We start from the raw sequence: 18,487 nt of genomic DNA, 5'->3' as shown, positions 1-18,487 counted from the left end.
TAAAAAGCTAAAAAATTAATTACATATACTCATCAATAGGCACACAAGAGCAATGTAAATGGCGGTCGCCATAAACATCATCAAGGCGTTTTACCGCTGGCCAGTACTTGTTCACTCGTGTTGCGTGAGATGGGAATACCGCCAATTCACGGCTATAGCTATGACCCCACTCTTCTGCCAACTCAGTTTGAACGTGTGGCGCATTGACTAACGGGTTATCTTCCAGCGTCCATTTACCTTGAACCACTTGATCAATCTCATCGCGGATAGCCAGCATTGCATCGATAAAGCGATCGATTTCCACAATACTTTCTGACTCAGTAGGTTCGATCATCAACGTACCTGCAACTGGGAATGACATGGTTGGCGCATGGAAACCATAGTCAATCAAGCGCTTAGCAATATCCAGCTCACTGATGCCTGTATCTTTCTTGATTGGACGTAGATCCACGATACATTCATGAGCCACATAACCTTCTTGTCCGGTATAGAGGATCTCATAGCGACTCGCTAAACGCTTCGCAATATAGTTAGCGTTCAAGATTGCCACTTGGCTGGCTTTTCTCAGCCCATGAGAGCCCATCATTCGGATATACATCCAGCTAATTGGCAGAATAGAAGCGCTACCAAATGGCGCAGCAGAAACCGCACCTTGTTCGGTTAGCATTTCTTGAGTGACGACAGAGTGCCCTGGTACAAACGGTGCTAAATGTTTCTTCACACCGATAGGTCCCATACCTGGGCCGCCACCGCCATGAGGAATACAGAAGGTTTTATGTAAGTTCAAGTGAGACACATCCGCGCCGATAAAGCCCGGTGTTGTCAGCCCCACTTGTGCGTTCATATTCGCGCCATCTAAGTAAACTTGCCCGCCATATTGGTGGATAATTTCACACACTTCGCGAATGCTCTCTTCATACACACCGTGAGTTGACGGGTAAGTCACCATCACGCATGAGAGCGCTGCACTATGCTCCTGCGCTTTTTCTCGCAGGTCAGCAAGGTCAATGTTACCTTCATCATCACAGCGTACCACCACCACTTCCATACCCGCCATGTGAGCAGAGGCTGGGTTAGTTCCGTGAGCAGAGGCTGGGATCAAACAAATATTACGTGCGCCTTCATTGCGGCTTTCATGGTAACGACGGATTGCTAACAGACCCGCATATTCCCCTTGAGCCCCTGAGTTAGGCTGCATACAGACAGCATCATATCCCGTCAATTGCACTAGCCAGTGGGAAAGCTGCTCAATCATTTGATGATAACCTTGCGCCTGCTCCGGTGGACAGAACGGGTGTAACTCACCAAATTCAGGCCACGTAATTGGCAGCATTTCCGCAGCAGCGTTAAGTTTCATAGTGCAAGAACCTAATGGGATCATCGCTTGGTTCAACGCTAAATCCTTACGCTCTAAGCTGTGCATGTAGCGCATCATTTCCGTTTCGCTATGATAACGATGGAAATTTGGATGGGATAAAATCACGTCATCACGCAACATGGCTGCTGGAATTGCACTTTCACTTTCCGAAACTTGCTTATCTAATTTTTCGAAATCCAGTTTTTGGTCAGTACCCGTGATCACAAAGAACAGTTCGTTGAGATCTTGGCGAGTGGTAATTTCACTGAACGTAACACCCACTGCACCGTGAATATCTGTCCGTAAGTTTATTTTTGCTTTTTCAGCGCGCGCTAAGACCGCCGCTTTGTCTACTACTTCGATAGCCAGAGTATCGAACCACGTTTTATGGCGCAGAGCGATGCCTGACTCTGTAAGCGCTTTCGCAAAAATTGAGCTAAAGCGATGAATGCGCTGAGCAATCATTTTCAAGCCTTCAGGCCCATGATACACCGCATACATCGCGGCAATATTGGCCAGTAAAACTTGGGAAGTACAAATGTTGGAGTTCGCTTTTTCACGGCGGATATGCTGTTCACGAGTTTGCATCGCCATACGTAGCGCAGTATGACCTGCAGCATCACGAGAGACCCCGATAATGCGTCCCGGCATCGCACGTTTGAATTCATCTTTACACGCAAAGAATGCAGCATGAGGGCCACCATAACCCATTGGTACACCAAAACGCTGCGCTGAGCCGAAAACAATGTCAGCCCCTTGTTTTGCAGGTGCTGTCAATAACACTAATGCCATCATATCGGCAGCCACACAGCTGACAATATTCTTCGCTTTTAGTTTGGTAAATAACTCGCTGTAATCATGAATATTCCCTGTGGTGCCAACTTGTTGCAGTAATGCACCAAACACACCTTCGTGTTCCAGCACTTTTTCCGCACTGTCGACAATCACTTCAAAGCCAAATGTGCCTGCACGAGTCCGCACAACATCAAGGGTTTGAGGATGGACGTCATCCGCAACGAAAAAGCGTTCTGCATTTTTCAATTTACTGATGCGTTTTGCCATCGCCATGGCTTCTGCTGCCGCTGTCGCTTCATCCAGCAAAGAAGCTGATGCTAAATCTAAGCCCGTTAAATCAATCGTTAATTGCTGGAAATTCAGCAGTGACTCAAGACGACCTTGGGAAACTTCGGGCTGATAAGGGGTATAAGCCGTATACCAGCCTGGGTTTTCGAGCAAATTACGTAAGATAACAGGAGGAAGGATCACTGGGGCATAGCCCATGCCGATATAACTTTTATAACGTTTATTTAGGGAAGCAATCCCTTTTAATTCTGCGAGCGCTTCTTGCTCGGTTGCACCACCGCCGACTCTTGGTGGCTCAGGCAGTAAAATGGCTTTCGGGACAATTTTGTCCATTAAATTATCGAGGGAAGTCGCGCCAACAGTACCTAACATGGTTTTTATTTGTTGTTCTGATGACCCTATATGGCGCGAGATAAATTCTGAACGGTTTTCTAGTTGACTCAGTGACATCGACATATCTGTGTTCCCATCCTTTTTGCTATGCGTAGCGTAGGTTATAAGACTCTAGCGATGATAAAACCTATTGATAAACTGCGAGATAAGTGGACTAGTTCAAACTAACCTTGGTTAAAAATATTCATTATGTTCTTGATATTTCGCACTGTAGCAAGCGATCACACTACAGTGCGAAACATGATGCTGTGGATTACTCTTCCGCAGCGATCATGCTCAGATAACCTTGAGCATCGATAAGGTCAGCTAACTGAGAGTCATCGCTCATCTTAATACGGAAAATCCAGCCTTCTTGATATGGCGATTCGTTCACCAGCTCTGGAGAGTCGCTGAGTGCACTGTTAACTGCAATAATTTCACCACTAATCGGTGCATAAATATCGGATGCTGCTTTCACAGATTCAACGACAGCACAGTCGTCCCCTGCGCTCACTACATCACCCACATCGGGTAAATCAACAAACACCATGTCGCCTAAAGTTTCTTGCGCATGTTCAGTAATACCCACAGTGAACTCACCATTTCCTTCATCACGCAGCCATTCGTGTTCGCGGGTATATCTTAATTCTTTAGGTGCATTGCTCATTTCTAGCCTCTCTTTTGATTCTGACCATATGTTCTTGAGAAAAAGTTTTTGAGAAAACGTTTTAAAATCAATTTGTATTAGAAAATATCTAATTACACTAATGCCTTACCTTCACGGACAAATCCTGGTTTTACCACTTCAACCGGCATTTCCCGCTGACGAATTTCAACGATGGCGTGATTTTTAATGTCACCCGGTACACGCGCTAGCGCGATACTGAAACCTAACGTTGGAGAGAATGAACCACTAGTGATCACTCCCTCATGCAATTTACCTGATTCATCCGTAAAGCGCACAACCTGTTCAGCACGTAAAATGCCTTTTTCGCGCATCACAATACCCACCAGCTTATCGGTACCTTTCGCTCGCTGTTTTTCCAACGCTTCACGGCCAATAAAGTTTCTGTCTTGCGGCTCCCAAGCAATTGTCCACCCCATATTGGCCGCTAATGGAGAAATAGACTCATCCATATCTTGCCCATAGAGATTCATACCCGCTTCAAGACGCAGAGTATCACGAGCGCCTAAACCTGCTGGATGAACGCCTGCCTTCAGTAACTTATGCCAGAAATCCACGATATGCTGTTTCGGCATCGCAATTTCATACCCTTTTTCACCGGTGTAGCCCGTGGTCGCAATAAACAGATCGCCAGTTTGAACACCATAAAAAGGCTTCATATCTTTGATGGCAGCACGTTGTTCTTCAGTCAGCAACGCGTGAACTTTTTCTTGAGATTTCGGACCTTGAACGGCAACTAATGCCAAATCATCACGTACAGTAATCGCGACCGCATAATCTTTCGCGTGCTGCTCAATCCATGCTATGTCTTTGTCTCGCGTCGCAGAGTTAACCACAAGGCGGTAGAAATCATCTTCAAGGTAATAAACAATCAGGTCATCAATCACACCACCTGATGCATTCAGCATACCTGTATACAGTGCGCGACCTTTGATGGTGAGCTTAGCAATATCATTGGCGAGAAGATAACGAAGAAAATCGCGGCAACCTTCGCCATGTAGGTCAACAATCGTCATGTGGGAAACATCAAACATTCCTGCATCGGTTCGAACAATATTATGTTCGTTGATTTGTGAACCATAGTGCAGTGGCATCATCCAGCCATGAAAATCCACCATTTTTGCGCCGCAGGCTATATGCTCATCATATAGAGTCGTTTGCTTTACCATGAATACCCTCTTTACATTACTGTGTCTGATGGGGTGATTGCGTAATGAACGGCATAAATTTTTTTCTGTGAACCCCGTTTCATCAAAACGCAAATCATCGGATTTGATTCAAAACCGCTAACATTCAAAATTGGATGCTATAAATAAAAATAGGGTGATGTACTCTCTGTATTACTGATTGCGCCCTCACATTACCAGTGGTTTTTGTTAAATAATTGAGAACGATCACTCAATCCCTTCATATTTGGCTTATTAGTGCGCAAAATATCATCGTAATTGAGACTTAACCCAAAAATGTGGACAAATTCAGAAAAACACATAAATTAGAAAAACTAATCCGAAATCATGGGTAAATTAGTTTTTCTCAGCTATTGCTAGGCAAGACTGGTTGCGAACAAAATGGAAAGAGAAATAAAAAACCCGAGTATTTAAAATTAAACACTCAGGTTATTTGGAAGAGAAAATTCAGGCGGAATTAAGCGTTATTAGTCGGTAGTTGCTTTAGCCATTTTGGCATATCCGATAAGCCCATCGCGTGGTTTAGTAGTTGAGGCTTAACACCCGGTAAACTGTCCGCTAAAACAAGACCAATATCTCGCAGCAATTTCTTCGCAGGGTTGTTGCCATCAAACAGTTCACGGAAACCTTGCATTCCCGCTAACATCACCGCTGCGCTGTGCTTGCGGCTACGTTCATAATCACGCAAATAGAAATATTGACCAAAATCTTTGCCTTCACGATGTAGCCTTCTGATTTCACCAATCAGCATAGCGACGTCCATAAAACCAAGATTCACCCCTTGGCCCGCCAAAGGATGAATGGTGTGAGCCGCATCCCCGAGTAGCGCTAAACGCTGCGCCGCAAACTGACGCGCATAACGTCCGGTTAATGGGATAGTTAAACGGTCGCTTTCTAATTGGCAAAAACCTAAATTAACATCAAATGCGACGGTCAATTCTTTCTCAAATTCTAACTTATCTAAATCTTGACGACGCGCAGCGGCTAAGTTTGGCTGAGACCAAACAATCGAACATAAGTGCGGGTCGCTTAGCGGTAAGAACGCGAGGATGCCTTCCCCATTAAAAGCCTGGCGAGCAATACCTTCATGGGAACGTTCGGTTCGAATAGTTGCTACCAGTGCGGTATGTTCATAATCCCAGAAAGTGAGCGGAATATCTGCATGACTACGCAGCCATGAATTTGCGCCGTCAGCCCCGACTATCAAGCGAGCCGTCAGCATATTTTCATCATCTAACGTGATGAAAACGTCATTTTCTCCCCATACCACCTTCTTGATGGTTGCAGGGGCCAGTAAAGTTACATCACGCAATTGGCTGGCTTTTTGCCATAAGGCATCGCGCACCACATTGTTTTCAACGATATGACCTAAATGCGAGAGATTTTGGTCTTTAGCAGAAAAAGCAATACGACCGAAACTGTGGTTATCCCACACTTCCATCCCGCTATAGGCGGCAGCACGCATCCCTTTGATTGCTGACCATACATCTAAATGAGTCAATAATTTTTCACTGGCGGCATTGATTGCCGACACGCGTAGCGCATGGGGATCGTTAGCAGAGAATGGCGTTTTAGGTGGATGGTTTTCAACGACCGCCACACGTAAACCACTGCCTTCGAGTCCACATGCCAGTGCGAGTCCAACCATACCACCACCGGCGATAACCACATCAAACGATTGCATATTTTTATTCCTCTTAGTTTTGTGGTTATTTATGTGCGACCCAGCCAAGGGTTTGGCGGGCTAAAACATCACGAACAGGCGGCAACATCTCCATCGCCATCAGACCTAAATTACGCCCCACAATTAATGGGAAGCAACGATTAGCAAATAAGCGCACCAGACCATCGGTCATGGTGACTGTTTTTTCTCGATCGGCTAATCGGGTTTGTTGGTACTGACTTAGCAATGAATAACTGCCAATATCTTGCTGATTATCATGAGCATTGACGACTAACTCAGCTAATTGCATGACATCACGGATCCCAAGGTTGAAACCTTGCCCTGCAATTGGGTGTAATGTTTGCGCTGCATTTCCCACCAACGCAACACGGTGACTGACAGGATTCACCGCTTTTCTTAACACTAATGGGTAACAATTACGTTTACCAGCTTGGGTTATTTCCCCTAAACGCCAGCCAAATGCTTGCTGTAATTTGCGAATAAAGGTTTCATCATCCCACGCATTAATATCGTCAGCATGTTCTTGGCGATGACACCAAACTAACGAGCTACGCCCTTCGGACATAGGTAATAATGCCAAAGGACCAAATTCAGTAAAGCGTTCGAAGGCACGCCCTGCGGGGTCAATCGATGTTTTCACATTAGCAATAATTGCCACTTGTCCATAATCATCTTGCTGCCATTGCATATTGCAAGCTTGACCAATCGCAGAACGGCTACCATCCGCCGCCACTAATAAACTGCCCGTGATTTGCTCACCGCTGTCTAACGTGACAGTCACGTTGTCCACTGTACGCTCAACATGCTCCACTTTAGCAGGACAATAAAGTGTAACGCCGGGTGCTTTACGTAACAGTGAAAATAAACGAGCACCTGCTTCATGCAATTCGATCACATTACCCAATTCAGTGATTTGGTGATCTTCAGCATGAATATTAACAAACCCTGCATGCCCTCTATCGGACACATGAACGTGATTAATGGGGGTAACGCAATCAGCAAATGCAGACCAAACACCAATCGACGATAGGTACTGGCAAGTGCCGTGCGCTAACGCAATCGCTCGTGCATCAAAGCCCGGATGCTGGTTATCCGGTTGAGATGCTTCGATTAGTGATACCGAAACACGTCCTCGACTGAGTGATGAAATTGCCAGTGCCAATGTCGCGCCAGCCATTCCTCCCCCAACAATAATCACATTCATAGGTTGTTAATTACCTTCTATTATTACTTTTTACTGCTTAACCTAAGCGTTTTTTAGCCGCCGCCATTAACGCTTCAATTTCATCAGGATCTTTAACGACCATCGCCGTTAAGTTTTCATTCCCATCTTCAGTGATAAGAATGTCGTCTTCGATACGTACGCCGATACCACGGTATTGAGGCGGTACGTCAGCATCTGGCGCAATATATAATCCTGGTTCAATGGTTAGCACCATGCCCGGCTCTAAAATGCGGTCTCTTTCTACACCGTAAAAACCGACATCATGAACATCTAAGCCCAGCCAATGGCTTAAACCATGCATAAAAAATGGATGATACGCTTTGTTTTCGATCAATTGTTCGACGTCACCCTGCAAAATGCTTAATTTCACTAAGCCTTCTGTTTTAATGCGAACAATTTGACGAGTCACTTCGTGGATACTGGTGCCTGGGCGGTAAAGTTCTAATGCGGTGTTAATAGATTGAAGCACGATATCGTAAATTTCACGCTGTTCTTTGGTGAATTTTCCGTTCACAGGGAAAGTTCGGGTGATATCCCCTGCGTAACCTTCTAACTCTGCACCGGCATCAATTAGGACTAAGTCCCCATCTTTCATCGCACATTCATTTTCTGTGTAGTGCAAAATGCAGGCGTTTTCGCCACTACCGACGATGGTGTTATAAGATGGGAAACGCGCACCATGGCGAGTAAATTCATACTCAATCTCACCACAGAGTTGGTATTCATACATATTCGGGCGGCAAGTTTCCATTGCACGAATATGGGCTAATGCTGAAATTTCACCCGCTTTGCGCATGACGGCCATTTCTGCATCCGACTTAAATAGGCGCATTTCGTGCACCATTGGACGCCAGTCAATGAGCGTGCGAGGGGCTTTTAAGTTGCGACGGCTTCCTCGACGCAGAACATCCAATGCACCGAAAACCAGTTTATCCGCGTAATCAAATTCACCTTGAGCGTGATAAACCACATCGAGACCATTGAGTAATTGATAAAGCTGGTCAACGATTTCATCGAATGGCAGCGCTTTATCAATACCTAATTTTTCTGGTGCAGCATCTTGTCCTAAGCGACGCCCAAACCAAATTTCTGCGGTAAGATCGCGAACACGGTTGAATAGCACGGTGTGGCTATGTTTCTCGTCACTTTTTATTAAAACTAAAACCGCTTCTGGCTCACTAAATCCAGTCAGATATAGAAAATCACTGTGCTGGCGATACGGATATTCGCAATCCGCATTACGTTGTGCTTCAGGTGCTGAAAAAATAATAGCAGCACTTGCTGGCGCCATTTGAGCCAATAATGCATTACGACGAGAAATAAATTCCTGCTTATTCATACCGTTATTGCCTTATTATTTGGGTTTTAGATTGGTTGCTTGTTTGATAATTAGCTAAAAATCAAACGGCAATCAGTTCAAATTAGGTAAATCCGTTCCTTAACCGTAGGTGACTGACAATGCAGAAAGCCTACAGTTAGTGGGTCGCTACCTAATATTATAGATTAGTGAAGAACGGGCTTGATATTCTCAACAGCGGTTGGGCCTTTTTTCGGCTCAGCCAATGCGATATAACACAGTTGAACGGCAACTCTCACATATTCAACAACTTCTTCTAATGCTTGCTCTAACTCTTCTTGGTCTTCTTCTTCATCATAACCAAGCATACCGATGTTACGTAGATCGGTAATTACTTCACTAATCTCTTTTTTATCAGTCAGTTTAGGTTGAGCAACACCAATGCCAAGTAAGAAGTGGTTAACCCAGCCAGCTAGTGCATCCGCATGGTCAAACACAGAAGCGTCTTCATCCGGAAATAGCATATTGAATGCAAATTCGGTGTCATCTAATGCTTCAAATGTGAGGTCATACAGTTCACGCAGCGGTTGTGAAACGGTTTGCGGAAACGCAAGTCCGTCATTTGCTAGATCATGAACAAGGGTTTGCCAACCGAGGTCACGGCTTCCTCCACAAATCAGTCCGGTTATTAAACCATGGATCTCGGCGGCAGTGAGTGCGATTGAGTGCTGTTGGAGTAAGTTGTCCAACGATTCATAGTTAGGTAAAGATTTTTGTATAGACATCTGAATTCGTCATGTTAGCTTGGGATTCGTGATATGCTACCACCAAGGATAGCCGCTAGACCAGTCTGCTTTTTTTGTCTGAGTTATTATTAGCTTATTTTTATTCTAAACTAGTAATATATCGCCAATGCCTATCTAAGCATAAGCTATGCAAAAATTAACAACATTTACGCCAAATGTCCTACTTTTATTGGCGAAAAAGATTTTAGTATGGAGGTATCATGTCCGCACAACCCGTTGATATTCAGATTTTTGGGCGCTCTATGCGCGTTAATTGCCCAATAGAACAAAAAGAAGCGCTCTTAGAGTCAGCAAAAGAATTAGAAGAACGCTTAAAAACGTTAAAAGACCGAAGCGGTGTTACTAACACTGAACAACTTATTTTCATTGTCGCATTGAACGTCTGTCACGAATTAGCACAAGAAAAGACAAAAACGCGCGATTATGCTTATAATATGGAAGAGAAAATAAAAGTATTGCAGCAGACGATTGAACAAGCGTTGCACGATCAGGTGAAAATCACTGAGAGGCAGGTATTGCCCCTAGAGTAAATATGCTTATTAATCAATCACTAGTAAAATAATAAAACGAAAAATTAGGTTGCATTTACACTCTAATTTCGTACAATGAAGTCACTGAGTAACGAAAGTTCTCAAAACAAATTTCTCTGAGATGCGCGTCAGTGGGTAAGTCCCCTGAGCCGATATTTCATACCAAACAGAATGTGGTTATTGCGCTGGTGAGCATGCCTGATTCGCTCAGGAAGCCTAAAGGTTGCTAAACTGCGTTCACCTTGAACCAAGGGTTCAAGGGTTACAGCCTACAACGGCATCTTGGAGACCTCCCTTCTATTTAGTCTGCGCTGTATTCTTTGCACAAAATCTCAAACCCACACTAAAAATTACGTATTCCTATTCCTTGCGATATACTGTTTTGTAAATTTTTCCACGAGTTATCAACTTGATATTAGGAATATGATTTATGGAAACGGTTATGTCAGATACGCTATCTTCACTACGTCAGCAAATCCGTAAATCTATTCGAGCTACCAGACGGGAACTGACGCCTGAAGTTCAAGATGATGCGGCACAACGCATTATCGCCCACACACTTAATCACCCAAAAGTCGCACAGGCTAAAACTATCGCCCTATTTCTTTCGTTCGATGGTGAAATTAATACACGTCCATTAATCCAAGCCCTTTGGGATCACGGTAAACAAGTTTATCTTCCCGTTATTCACCCTTTTGATCCTCACCACCTATTATTTTTGCACTACACGCCGAAGACTACCTTAGTAAAAAATAAATTTAATATTGAAGAGCCACAATTGAATGTATTAGATGTATTACCTATCGAGCGACTGGATATTATGATGATCCCGCTGGTAGCTTTTGATAGCCAAGGGCAACGGTTAGGAATGGGAGGCGGATTTTATGATAGAACATTGGCAAATTGGCAACAAACTGGCTTTTATCCTATTGGACTCGCCCATGATTGTCAGTTAGTTGAAGATTTACCTGTCGCGCACTGGGATATTCCATTACCAGAAATTATCACCCCGAAAAAAATATGGCGCTGGTAAATACCAACGCCACTGTGCTTTTAATGAAATGTTTTTAATGCATCGACTGATTAGAACAGCAGACGAGCACGGATGGTGCCTGGTAGAGATTTTAATTTCAGTAATACTTCATCCGCTTGGCTTGGTGACTGCGTCAACACATCAATAACCACATAGCCCACATTCCCCGAGGTTCGCAAGTATTGCCCAACCACGTTAATGTTATTTTCAGTAAACACTTGGTTGATACTGTTCATGATACCAGGGCGGTTTTCATGAATGTGCAGTAAACGGTTAGTATCATCCATATGCACTGGCAGCGAAACTTCAGGGAAGTTAACCGCAGATAATGTTGAACCGTTATCTGAGTATTTTGCCAGTTTACTTGCCACTTCTAAGCCAATATTTTCTTGCGCTTCTTCCGTTGAACCACCGATATGTGGAGTCAGAATAACGTTATCGAATTTAATCAACTCAGAAATGAATGGGTCATTAGGATCGTTGTTTGCTGCTGGTTCCGTTGGGAAAACGTCAACCGCTGCACCTGATAATTTCTTGCTTTCTAACGCTGAACTTAATGCAGGAATATCAACAACAGTACCGCGTGATGCGTTGATGAAAATCGCACCTTGCTTCATTTGCTCAAACTGCACTTCGCCAAACATGTTTTTCGTGCTGGCCGTTTCAGGCACATGTAAGCTCACCACATCGCTCATTTTTAATAATTCTGGTAATGAACGAACTTGAGTTGCGTTACCTAATGGCAATTTGTTTTCGATATCATAGAAGTAAACATCCATACCGATACCTTCAGCTAAGATCCCTAACTGTGTACCGATATGACCATAACCGACAATACCTAAGCGTTTGCCACGAGCTTCAAAGCAGCCTTTCGCTTGTTTTTCCCAGATCCCGCGGTGTGCTTGCATATTCGCTTCAGGAATACGACGTAACAGAAGTAATAACTGACCTAATACCATTTCCGCCACGGAACGGGTGTTGGAGAATGGTGCATTAAAGACAGGAATACCGCGCTTCGCTGCAGCATCGAGATCAACTTGGTTGGTTCCAATACAGAAACATCCCACAGCCACCAATTTTTCTGCTGCGGCAAAGATCTCTTCCGTCAAATGAGTACGGGAGCGGATCCCCACAAAACGTGCATCTTTAATCGCTTCTTTTAATTCTTCGTCCGACAGCGCACTTTTGTGATATTCGATATTGGTGTAACCCGCTGCTTTGAGGTTATCCACAGCACTTTGGTGAACACCTTCAAGCAGTAAAAATTTAATTTTGTCTTTCTGCAAAGATACCTTGACCATTTACCCTACCCTATCGTACTTAATTTTTGACCGATGAATTTCGTATGAACTCAAAATAATTCGAGATGCACGCCATGAAATTAAGGCACTCCAGCCCCCTCACATGCACCTTGAAATAAAACGAGAATACCAACATAGCAAAATTCAGCGCAGTAGCAATACAAACGATTGCTTAGACTCTGCTAAAAAGTGTGATGAAAAAGAAGTTATGTGGTGGAAAATCTAGAGCGGTAACACAAAATAAGCATTTTGCCCACCCAATGGGCATTTGTGTGAGATATATCACCAAAATAACGGAAGGTAAAAAAAATTTAAATAATTTTCATGTTGATGATATTTACAAAAGTCATTAACCATCAAACTATTTAGTTAAAAACACGCTAATCAAAAACAAAATAAGCCAGTGAACTCAAAAAGCCACTGGCTTATCATTACATTCTGATTAATTACAACTTAATGGTTTTTACGCCATCAGCCGTTCCCATCAGCACAACATCCGCACCACGGTTAGCAAATAACCCGACTGTTACGACACCAGCAATGCCATTGATTTTATTTTCTAATGCGACTGGGTCGAGAATTTCTAAATTGTGAACATCTAAAATAACGTTGCCGTTATCCGTCACCACGTTTTCACGGTAAACTGGCTGACCACCCAGTTTGACTAGCTCACGAGCCACATAGCTACGCGCCATTGGGATCACTTCCACTGGTAGAGGGAATTTGCCCAGTACGCCCACCAGCTTAGATTGGTCTACAATACACACGAATGTTTTAGCAATGGCAGACACGATTTTTTCACAGGTTAACGCTGCACCACCGCCTTTGATCATGTTCATATTACCGTCAACTTCGTCAGCACCATCAACATAAACATCTAATGAATCCACGCTATTACAGTCAAAAACGGGAATACCCAAGGATTTTAATTTTTGCGTTGATGCTTCAGAGCTAGAGACTGCGCCTTCGATTTGCCCCTTCATTGTTGCTAATGCATCAATAAAATGAGAGGCAGTAGACCCCGTACCAACACCAACAATGGTGCCTGGTCTAACATATTCTAATGCTGCCCAACCTACTGCTTTTTTTAATTCATCCTGAGTCATGCGAGAGCCTTATACTGAAATAATGAGTCATTAAGTAGATGCTCAATAGTATATACCGGACACCCAGCAAGTTGCAGTATTGTTATTAGGGATTGTGCACTACTTCTTATGAAAAATACCCTTTAGGAATATTTGCAAGTGTTATCCCTAAAAATATGGCATAGTGATTGGCAGAATAACAAGAAGGAGAGTTTTTGATGAAGCGCCCTGATTATCGCGCCTTGCAAGCACTGGATGCCGTCATTCGTGAACGCGGATTTGAACGAGCAGCACAAAAATTGTGTATCACCCAATCTGCGGTTTCTCAACGAATCAAACAGTTAGAAAACCTTTTTGGTCAGCCTTTACTCGTGCGCACCGTTCCGCCACATCCGACTGAACAAGGTCAAAAACTGCTAGCGCTGCTTCATCAAGTAGAATTACTCGAAGAACAGTGGCTTGGAGATGAAAACAGCGGCTCTACCCCATTATTGCTCTCCTTAGCGGTCAACGCCGATAGCTTGGCAACCTGGTTCTTACCTGCATTGAATCCAGTTCTGGGCAACACCCCTATTCGCTTGAATATTCAAGTGGAAGATGAAACTCGTACCCAGGAACGTTTAAGACGCGGTGAAGTAGTCGGTGCTATCAGTATTCAGCCACAAGCGCTACCGGGCTGTTTAGTCGATAAACTGGGTGCTCTGGACTATATTTTCGTGGCATCTCCTGGCTTTGCGGCTAAATATTTCCCTGAAGGTGTAACTCGCGCATCGCTACTAAAAGCACCTGCCGTGGCTTTTGACCACTTAGATGATATGCACCAAGCCTTTGTACAACAAAACTTTGGTCTATCGCCAGGTAGTGTCCCTTGCCATATCGTTAACTCATCGGAAGCGTTTGTGCAGCTAGCAAAACAGGGCTCAACATGCTGTATGATCCCACACTTGCAGATTGCCAGCGAATTAGAAAATGGTGAACTAATCGATTTAACACCGGGGTTATGCCAGCGCCGTATGCTTTATTGGCATCGTTTTGCGCCAGAAAGCCGCACAATGAAGAAAGTGACTGACGCCCTGCTAAAAACAGGACGCCAGATGCTAAAACAAGATGATGAAATTGCGGCTGAAATTAACGCTTAATTTCAAAAACCACATCGACTTGGTCATTAAAATCAATACTTTGTTGCTCATAGGTCTCATCAACATTGAGATCTTGAGCAGCGGCTTTCAATGAACCGCCACGGCTACGCATCGCCATTGGGTATGGCACATCTGATGGAGCATTGTAATTAATGCTGTAAATCGGTCCTAACTGGGCATTAAACCCTTTCGCCAACGCTTCAGCCTGCTGTTGAGCATTCTTCATTGCTTGGTCACGCGCAGCATTACGATATTTCTGCGGATCATTCACGCCAAATTGTACTGAATTAATTTCATTCAATCCTGCCGCTAATGCACCATCGAGTAGAACATTCAGTTGATCCAGTTTTCTCACTTTCACTTCAACAGTTCTTGTCGCGGTATAGCCTTTTAAGGATGCTTTCGCAGACGAACTATAATCATAATTTGGTTGCGTACGCACATTGGCAGCTTCAATATCTTGCTTTTCAATGCCATTTTTCTTTAGAAATTCATAGTATTCAGCAACACGCTTATCAACGGCGGTTTTCGCAGCAGCGGCATCTTTATTGGTTACTTGCACATTAATGCTCAGCGTGGCCATATCTGGCGCCACTTTCACAGTACCACTTGCTGATGTCGAAATATGCGGCCCCTCTGGTGCGGCGCTTGCCAATGACATGGTTGGTACCGCAAGACCTGCCAGCAGGGCAGCAACAACGATAGATTTCAATTTCACAGAACCTCCCAATGGTATTTTTCTCTACAAGAAAAAGGAAGTTCATCATAAACTTCCTTTGATTAAGGTTCACATTATCATATTCAGCGCAAACTGCGATTCAGAATAATGCTAATTAATAACCCAGACCATGCATCGCGAGTTTAAATGCAATAAACCACATGACACAACCGACAAACAGGTTAATAAAACGCTGAGAGCGTGGTTTATTCAGTATAGGAGAAAACCAAGCGGCTAACATGGCTAATAAGAAAAACCACACGAATGAAGCCGTTAAGGCCCCTGCTGTAAACCATGGGCGTAATTGGCTTTCTAATTGCCCACCCACACTACCTAACACCACAAACGTATCTAAATACACATGAGGGTTAAGCCAAGTGACCGCAAATAAAGTCACAATCACTTTCCAGCGTGTCATCGTTTTGCTTTCTAGCTGTAAGACCTCATCATCTGGGGTCATGGCGGTACGAAACGCACCATAGCCATACCACGCTAGGAAAGCGACCCCAGCCCATGTAATTAACGCCATCAATAACTCAGACTGGCTTAATAGCGCACTACCGCCAAATACACCAGCAATAATTAAAATCGTGTCACTTAGCGCGCATAATAATGCACTCATTAAATGAAACTGTTTGCGACTACCTTGTTGCAACACAAACGCATTTTGTGGCCCCAGGGCAATATCATTGCAGCCCCAAGCAGAGCCCCCTGAAAATAAATCGTAAACATGCAATTTTTCCTAATAATTATTCAGATTATCTGCAAAGAATGATATCCAGAAAAAATTATTAGTGAAAACGATTAACTCTAATGGACCATAAGTAGAGCTAATCAGGATTGGCAATAACGAAATGATGAAAAGTCAGGATGAAGTTAAGGACAAAGTGCAAATAAAAATGGCGCAACTTTTAGATCGCGCCATTTTTAAAGATAAATACGTTAATACTTATTCAGCAGAAATATTTTTTGCGCTGGTATTAACTTGGTGAAGATGAACATCCATTTGCGGGAATGGAATACCAATATTGTGCTTATCAAGAGCACGCTTAAAGTTTTCCATTAAATCCCAATAAACTGGCCAAGTATCGCCATTCGTTGTCCAGAAACGCACTAAATAGTTTAATGAAGATGGTGCCATTTCATTTAAACGGATAGTCACGCCTTTATCGTGCAGAATGCGCGAGTCAGCAGCAACGATATCACCCAATACTTTTTTAACCACATCAATATCAGAATTGTAAGCAACACCGACCATAATATCTTGGCGACGAAGCGGCTCACGAGTCACGTTAATGATGCTGTCACCAATAATTTTACCGTTTGGGATCACCACAATACGGTCATCTGCCGTTCTCAATGTAGTTGAGAAAATTTGCACGCTTTGTACTGTACCGTCAATCGCACCAATCTTAACAAACTCACCCGCTTTTAATGGTCTGAATACCACCAGCAGAACGCCCGCAGCAAAGTTACCTAATGAATTTTGTAATGCTAAACCAACCGCTAAACCGGCGGCACCCATTACCGCGATGACAGAGGCAGTTTGTACGCCAATTTTGCCCAGCACAGCAATTAGGGTAAATGCCACAATGGTATAGCGAGCAATAGCAGATAAGAATTCGCTAACAGTGGAGTCAATTCCTCTCATTGTCATCACGCGATTCAAACCACGGCTAACCCATTTAGCAATCATCAAACCCACAATTAAAATAACAAGTGCGGAAACGATATTGACGACATACTGGACTAGCAGATCCTGATTTGCCACAAACCAATTTGTTGCATCATTCAATGCGCCTGTAACATCATCAGTATTCATATGTATATCCTTTTCGATCAAATTTAGACTAGGAAAACTCGCTCAATTCAATTAATAACCTTGGAACCTATTAGTAAATAATTGAATAACACGCTTAAAATAATAGCTATAAATTATCAAAATATAAAATTAATCGATAAATAAAATGCTATTTATCGATTTTCGATAACAAACTCACGGTAGTCATCCAACATGTCGAAAAAGTCATTTACACCGCAAAAGGCAATACTTTCATTATCATAGTAACTCATGCCTTCTTCTAACCCATCCGTCTCAAAAGCTAATTGGTTCGCACGGATCATCACTTCCTCATCATCAAGAATAAGTGTGTATTCGTGACCAATAAACTCCCATTGCTTTTCACTGCCTTTAATCAGTTCATAATTTTCTGCGATGGTATCCAGTAAACTGAGATCATTTTTGATTTCCTCATTTAACCAGTAACCGATAGCTTCATGATCCATTGAAAATTTAGCGGTAATACTTCCTGTAATATCCTTTAAAAATTGGTAGTCCATATGCAATACCTCACACTTTGCGTCTTTGAATTAAGTATAACGCGAGTCAAGCGGGTTTGCTTAGCGCTATTACGGGCTGTCAGAAAAAATTAATGGTCGTGACTATTACGCTGCATAAATATATTTATTCGATTAAGATTGATACACACTACCCAACTCGGTAATAGGAACGTTAATGATTAATCGATTAGACCATTTAGTCTTAACCACCACAGATCTTGATGCCTGCCTTGATTTTTACCAACGTATTTTAAAGATGTCTGTGATCACCTTCGGTGAACAACGTTTTGCCCTGCAATTTGGTCAGCAAAAGATAAACATTCACCAATATGGGAAAGAGTTTGAACCTAAGGCACATTTGCCTGTTCCAGGATCGTTAGATCTCTGCTTTATCAGTGATATGCCACTAATAGCAGTTCAAAAGCACATTGAGCAGCAAGGTGTGAAAATTATAGAGGGGCCAGTACAACGAACTGGTGCTATCGGTAAGATTATCTCTTTGTATATCAGAGATCCTGATTTGAATTTGATTGAAATTTCACAATATATTTAACGCTCACCTAGCTATATTCGTATTCTTTGCTAAAAGCAAGATAGAAAAAACCCCAAAAATTGAATTCTCAATTCTTGGGGTTAAGTCAGTAT

Annotated in this window: 16 protein-coding genes, 1 other RNA gene and 1 pseudogene; 5 read left to right on the top strand and 13 right to left on the bottom strand. The window is 43.1% G+C overall.

Features of this window, described 5'->3' with window-relative positions:
• Positions 1–19: 19 nt before the first annotated feature.
• The 7 genes from gcvP to GKR61_RS07405 form a co-directional block, all read right to left on the bottom strand.
• Positions 20–2,896: an aminomethyl-transferring glycine dehydrogenase gene (gene gcvP / locus GKR61_RS07435; RefSeq protein ID WP_154610105.1), complete on the bottom strand. Its 2,877-nt coding sequence runs from the start codon at positions 2,894–2,896 to the stop codon at positions 20–22.
• A 190-nt stretch (positions 2,897–3,086) separates the two neighbouring features.
• Complete coding sequence (gcvH, locus tag GKR61_RS07430; protein ID WP_036951141.1) at positions 3,087–3,479, bottom strand: glycine cleavage system protein GcvH; 393 nt, start codon at positions 3,477–3,479, stop codon at positions 3,087–3,089.
• Between the two features lie 92 nt (positions 3,480–3,571).
• The gene (gene gcvT / locus GKR61_RS07425; RefSeq protein ID WP_154600040.1) at positions 3,572–4,666 is read right to left on the bottom strand and encodes a glycine cleavage system aminomethyltransferase GcvT; all 1,095 of its coding nucleotides are present in this window, start codon (positions 4,664–4,666) and stop codon (positions 3,572–3,574) included.
• Positions 4,667–5,141: 475 nt separating this feature from the next.
• A complete protein-coding gene (gene ubiI, locus GKR61_RS07420; RefSeq protein WP_108478269.1) occupies positions 5,142–6,368 on the bottom strand; it encodes an FAD-dependent 2-octaprenylphenol hydroxylase in 1,227 nt (408 codons plus the stop codon).
• Positions 6,369–6,393: 25 nt separating this feature from the next.
• On the bottom strand, positions 6,394–7,572 hold the full coding sequence (gene ubiH / locus GKR61_RS07415; protein WP_036951146.1) for a 2-octaprenyl-6-methoxyphenyl hydroxylase: 1,179 nt from the start codon (positions 7,570–7,572) through the stop codon (positions 6,394–6,396).
• A gap of 37 nt (positions 7,573–7,609) precedes the next feature.
• Complete coding sequence (gene pepP / locus GKR61_RS07410; RefSeq protein ID WP_154639697.1) at positions 7,610–8,932, bottom strand: Xaa-Pro aminopeptidase; 1,323 nt, start codon at positions 8,930–8,932, stop codon at positions 7,610–7,612.
• 164 nt (positions 8,933–9,096) lie between these two features.
• Positions 9,097–9,675 (bottom strand): YecA/YgfB family protein, encoded by a 579-nt coding sequence (locus GKR61_RS07405; protein ID WP_036951150.1) that lies wholly within the window; start codon positions 9,673–9,675, stop codon positions 9,097–9,099.
• A gap of 221 nt (positions 9,676–9,896) precedes the next feature.
• Here GKR61_RS07405 and zapA point away from each other — a divergent pair, with 221 nt between their 5' ends.
• The 3 genes from zapA to GKR61_RS07390 all read left to right on the top strand — a co-directional run bounded on the left by zapA (position 9,897) and on the right by GKR61_RS07390 (position 11,259).
• Positions 9,897–10,226 carry a cell division protein ZapA gene (zapA, locus tag GKR61_RS07400; RefSeq protein WP_036951152.1) on the top strand — a complete coding sequence of 110 codons (330 nt, stop codon included), beginning with the start codon at positions 9,897–9,899 and terminating at the stop codon, positions 10,224–10,226.
• Positions 10,227–10,336: 110 nt separating this feature from the next.
• A non-coding RNA gene (ssrS, locus tag GKR61_RS07395) (6S RNA) lies at positions 10,337–10,519 on the top strand.
• Between the two features lie 137 nt (positions 10,520–10,656).
• Positions 10,657–11,259, top strand: a complete 603-nt coding sequence (locus GKR61_RS07390; protein WP_230083136.1) for a 5-formyltetrahydrofolate cyclo-ligase — start codon at positions 10,657–10,659, stop codon at positions 11,257–11,259.
• 50 nt (positions 11,260–11,309) lie between these two features.
• Here the strand turns inward: GKR61_RS07390 and serA are convergent, their stop codons facing one another.
• Together serA and rpiA are read right to left on the bottom strand one after the other, a co-directional pair.
• Entirely contained in the window at positions 11,310–12,560 is a 1,251-nt protein-coding gene (gene serA, locus GKR61_RS07385) for a phosphoglycerate dehydrogenase (protein WP_036951154.1), read from the bottom strand.
• A 446-nt stretch (positions 12,561–13,006) separates the two neighbouring features.
• The gene (gene rpiA / locus GKR61_RS07380) at positions 13,007–13,666 is read right to left on the bottom strand and encodes a ribose-5-phosphate isomerase RpiA (protein WP_154639696.1); all 660 of its coding nucleotides are present in this window, start codon (positions 13,664–13,666) and stop codon (positions 13,007–13,009) included.
• A 197-nt stretch (positions 13,667–13,863) separates the two neighbouring features.
• Here rpiA and GKR61_RS07375 point away from each other — a divergent pair, with 197 nt between their 5' ends.
• A complete protein-coding gene (locus GKR61_RS07375; protein WP_036951157.1) occupies positions 13,864–14,784 on the top strand; it encodes a LysR family transcriptional regulator ArgP in 921 nt (306 codons plus the stop codon).
• On the opposite strand, the gene GKR61_RS07370 is transcribed toward GKR61_RS07375, so the two are convergent.
• From GKR61_RS07370 to GKR61_RS07355, 4 genes and pseudogenes are all read right to left on the bottom strand, one after another.
• On the bottom strand, positions 14,774–15,502 hold the full coding sequence (locus GKR61_RS07370; RefSeq protein ID WP_272537316.1) for an oxidative stress defense protein: 729 nt from the start codon (positions 15,500–15,502) through the stop codon (positions 14,774–14,776). The two genes, GKR61_RS07375 and GKR61_RS07370, sit on opposite strands and share 11 nt — an antisense overlap.
• Positions 15,503–15,617: 115 nt before the next feature.
• Positions 15,618–16,234 (bottom strand): annotated as a pseudogene (argO, locus tag GKR61_RS07365) (arginine exporter ArgO).
• A 217-nt stretch (positions 16,235–16,451) separates the two neighbouring features.
• The gene (gene mscS / locus GKR61_RS07360; protein ID WP_036951161.1) at positions 16,452–17,324 is read right to left on the bottom strand and encodes a small-conductance mechanosensitive channel MscS; all 873 of its coding nucleotides are present in this window, start codon (positions 17,322–17,324) and stop codon (positions 16,452–16,454) included.
• Between the two features lie 152 nt (positions 17,325–17,476).
• On the bottom strand, positions 17,477–17,842 hold the full coding sequence (locus GKR61_RS07355) for a YacL family protein (protein ID WP_036951163.1): 366 nt from the start codon (positions 17,840–17,842) through the stop codon (positions 17,477–17,479).
• Between the two features lie 175 nt (positions 17,843–18,017).
• Between GKR61_RS07355 and GKR61_RS07350 the strand changes: the two genes are divergently transcribed.
• A complete protein-coding gene (locus tag GKR61_RS07350; protein ID WP_154600042.1) occupies positions 18,018–18,395 on the top strand; it encodes a VOC family protein in 378 nt (125 codons plus the stop codon).
• The last annotated feature ends 92 nt before the right edge of the window (positions 18,396–18,487 follow it).

Source organism: Providencia sp. wls1916 (genome assembly GCF_009706585.1).
Classification (GTDB): Bacteria; Pseudomonadota; Gammaproteobacteria; order Enterobacterales; family Enterobacteriaceae; genus Providencia; species Providencia lanzhouensis.
This window is presented reverse-complemented; position numbering and strand designations above follow the sequence as displayed.